Genomic DNA, 3647 nt, shown 5'->3' with positions numbered 1-3647 from the left:
AGTTGAATTTGGTCAGAAGCTGGGTTGGGCGAAACTTCAAAATTGGTAATGGTTGGTTCGTTGGTTAGCAAGGTCATATCAAACTTGCACAAAAAAACTTCGTAACCTTTCAATGTTATATTTTGACGGTAATTTTTGTAAGCTACTTCTATCGTCACAACTTCGTTTTCGTCTTTGGCATAAGGATTATGAGCGGCAACCAGCAATTCATTGCCCTTAGCAACGGCTCGCCAAATGGGTTTTCTGGTATCTACATAATCACGAGCGGTTGTCTGAATCACCAACTCATAATTGCCCGTAAACATCTCTTTATACTGCGAAAGTCGGTACAAACCATTGATAAAATACTCGTAAGTGGCATAGTTTTCATTATTACTAAAAGTACCAGGGTCGTCCCAAAGCCATAAACCTTTTGCTCCCGAAAAAAATGGAAAAATGGCAGTCGCCTCAGCCATAAACGGTCGAATAAATTTCTTGACAAACTGCGGTGTATAACTGTAGCGAAGCCAAACAAATGGAATAATTGGCTTGTTAGTCCAAGCTCGATTTACCTCGATTTGGAACAATAAGTAAGCCAGATAATCAGGTGCAAGTGGATTAGGAAAATCATAATAATAATAAGCGGCTGGACTATAAAAATCTTGATTATCGTAGGCAGTTCCTCCGAGAGCATTCTTAGAAAAATCATAATTGATATAATTCAGCAACGAAACATCAGAAGTCCATTTTTGCCAAGAATTTCCTGCAATATTGATGTAAGTATTCAAAATCGGAGCATCGGAATAACCACCGATTTTGGTGCTTGGGGTAATATACTTCTTGGTTTCGATAAACGCTTGCCCGTATAGGGTTTGAATATCTTTTTTGTATTGCGTAATAAAAGACTGATTATCAAGACTTCTGAAAGCCAGTGGTGTAGTTGGATGATTTCTAAGCAACAAAATCGAATCATTCGATTTTATTTGAAGTTCGATATCAGGCACAAATAAATCAATATCAGCGATGCCAGTTCCTGCCGAATTTAAAAAATTATTGGCAAAACCCGACATATCGTTTCGCCACTTGTTTTTGTACAATTCAATATTATTTCCCCACGGGCTTTTGATGGTTTCCCAGGGCTGATTGGCTGATGGATAACCAGTGCCGTACCATACAGCCGCACGCTGATTTCTTGGTAAGTCGGCATCATTTCCATCGGAAGTAGCTAAGTGACTAAAACCATGCTTGAGTGGCAATTTCTGAAAATCGCCAAATCGAGGACCACCATAAACGATTGAAAATGGTAGGCTAAACTCTGGAAACTTTTGCCATTCAATTGTGCGATTTTGGGTAGTTGGTTTCAATAAAAACGAACTCGGCTGACAAGAATTTTGGGCCATTGTTGCCGATTCAAAACCAAACAAAAGAAGCAACCAAAAAACGTATTTATTGTGTATTAGTTTCATGTTTTGGGAAATAGTATAATATTGTTGTACACTTACAAGCCTATTACCTTTCTATGGATTCGTCGACTATCGACACTGGGCTACTTATTTTGAGTTTGTCAATCACATAACGAATTGAACTATAAGAATTTAATAAAGCCGTTTGTACTTCTTTTTCGGTCATCCATTCCAATTTTTCAATGCCCTCTTCGGTTTGTGGTTGCATCATCGACTCGTCGGTGCAGTTCATTCTATACCATTTCGTTCGCTTCAAAATCTTGCGAGTTCCCATCGTATAGGTGTGCCACGTTGTGCAGAGTTTACCGCTCAACTGCACTTTTATTCCGCACTCCTCCTCTACTTCTCGCACGGCAGTTTGTTTAGCTTTTTCGTTATCGTCTCGCTTTCCTTTGGGCAAATCCCATTTTCCGAGTCGATACATCATCAGAATCTTTTGTTCTTCATTAAAAACAACCCCACCTGCCGCTTTCACAACTTTATAAAAATTCTTTATTTGGGTTTCGATGGCATCTTTATTTTCAACAACTAAGGTAACTGACTGATAAACAATATCTTTCGATTGCTGAATTAATTTAAAAAACTTTTCAATTGTGGCTTCGGTAGCATTCAAAATTATGACATGACCTTGAAGTTTTTTCGGACTCAAAGTTTCCAATCGAGCATCAATCATTGTATCAAAATCATTCCCGTGCAGATGCTTAAATTTTTTAGCACTTATTACCCTAACTAATTTGTCGTCAATAAAAATAACCATGAGGTTTTTAGAAAAAGAGTGATTAAGTAGCAAAGTTCGGAATTTTTTCGGAAGTAATTAGAGAGATAAAAAAATTATAATATCCTTTTTGCATAAATTCTGATTAAAATATTTTATTTTGCATCTTAATAATCATCCAAACCCCAGTAAATGAGGGTTTAAAACTTTAAATGGAAATATTAATAATCCTTTTTTTAGTCATTCTTAATGGTATTTTCTCCATGTCGGAGATTGCCCTAATCTCCTCCCGAAAAACTAAACTTGAAATAGCCAGCAAAAACGGCGACCGCCGAGCAGCCGCCGCTCTCGAATTAGCAAACTCTCCTAACCGTTTTCTTTCAACTGTTCAAATCGGTATCACACTCATCAGTATTTTGACAGGTATTTTTTCTGGTGATACACTTACAATCGGCATTCAGAATTTTCTTACGGGCTTGGGGCTCGAACTCAAATACGCTGATAATATCGCAGTCGGCTTGGTAGTATTAATCATCGGTTTCATACAGTTAGTTTTGGGTGAATTGGTTCCGAAACGCATCGGAATGTCGAACCCCGAAGCAATCGCTAAAGTGATGGTAGCCCCGATGAATATTTTATCAAAAGTAACTTCACCTTTCATTTGGCTTCTTACGCAGTGTAGCGACCTTATAATCAAACTCTTAGGCATTGAAGTATCTGACAGTTCGGTCACGGAAGAAGAAATCAAGTCAATGATTCAAGAAGGTACAACTGGCGGAGCAATTGATGAAATCGAACAAGAAATTGTACAAAATGTATTTCATTTAGGCGATAGAAAAATTACTTCCTTGATGACCAATCGCAGTGATTTAACTTACCTCGATTTAGAAGACTCGGTACAAGATAATATTGAAAAAATCATCGAAACCAAACATTCGGTTTATCCGATTTGTAAAGACGGTATCGATAATATTACTGGGCTACTTTACATCAAAGATTTACTCGGCAAAGATTTAGCCACTGAGTTAGAGCACCTCGAAGACCTCGGCAAAGAACCATTATTCATACCAGAAAATAATCAAGCTTATCAAGCCTTAGAGAAATTCCGCGAGGAACGTATCCACATGGGTATTATCTTAGACGAATACGGAAGTGTAATGGGAATTATCACGCTCAATGATATTTTAGATGCGTTGGTAGGCGATATTTCGATGGATGATGAATTTGAATATGAAGTAGTTGAGCGTGAAGATGGCAGTTTCTTGGTTGATGCCTCACTCCCATTTGATGATTTCTTAAATCAATTTGAAGTAATAATCAATAATCGTAAAGAATATACGGGTTTCGACACACTTGGTGGCTTTGCCCTACATATCTTACAAGAAATTCCTGACACCGGCGATAAGTTTGAGTGGGAAGACTACGAATTTGAAATTGTCGATATGGACAAAAACCGTATTGATAAGATTTTATTGAAGAAAAAAGAAAAC

Annotated in this window: 3 protein-coding genes; 1 reads left to right on the top strand and 2 read right to left on the bottom strand. The window is 37.6% G+C overall.

Translation table 11 applies throughout. The features are described 5' to 3' along the window. A partial coding sequence (locus ACOVO2_RS04255) for a T9SS C-terminal target domain-containing protein (protein ID WP_421768770.1) occupies positions 1-1445 on the bottom strand: 1445 nt, incomplete at its 3' end. Positions 1446-1488: 43 nt separating this feature from the next. Next, positions 1489-2199 carry an NUDIX domain-containing protein gene (locus tag ACOVO2_RS04250; protein WP_421768769.1) on the bottom strand — a complete coding sequence of 237 codons (711 nt, stop codon included), beginning with the start codon at positions 2197-2199 and terminating at the stop codon, positions 1489-1491. A gap of 170 nt (positions 2200-2369) precedes the next feature. Here ACOVO2_RS04250 and ACOVO2_RS04245 point away from each other — a divergent pair. After that, on the top strand, positions 2370-3647 hold a 1278-nt coding region (locus ACOVO2_RS04245; RefSeq protein WP_421768768.1), incomplete at its 3' end, for a hemolysin family protein.

The organism is Emticicia sp., assembly GCF_049241225.1.
Classification (GTDB): domain Bacteria; phylum Bacteroidota; class Bacteroidia; order Cytophagales; family Spirosomataceae; genus Emticicia.
Note: the sequence above shows the minus strand (reverse complement) of the source record. Positions and strands in the feature narration are given on the sequence as shown.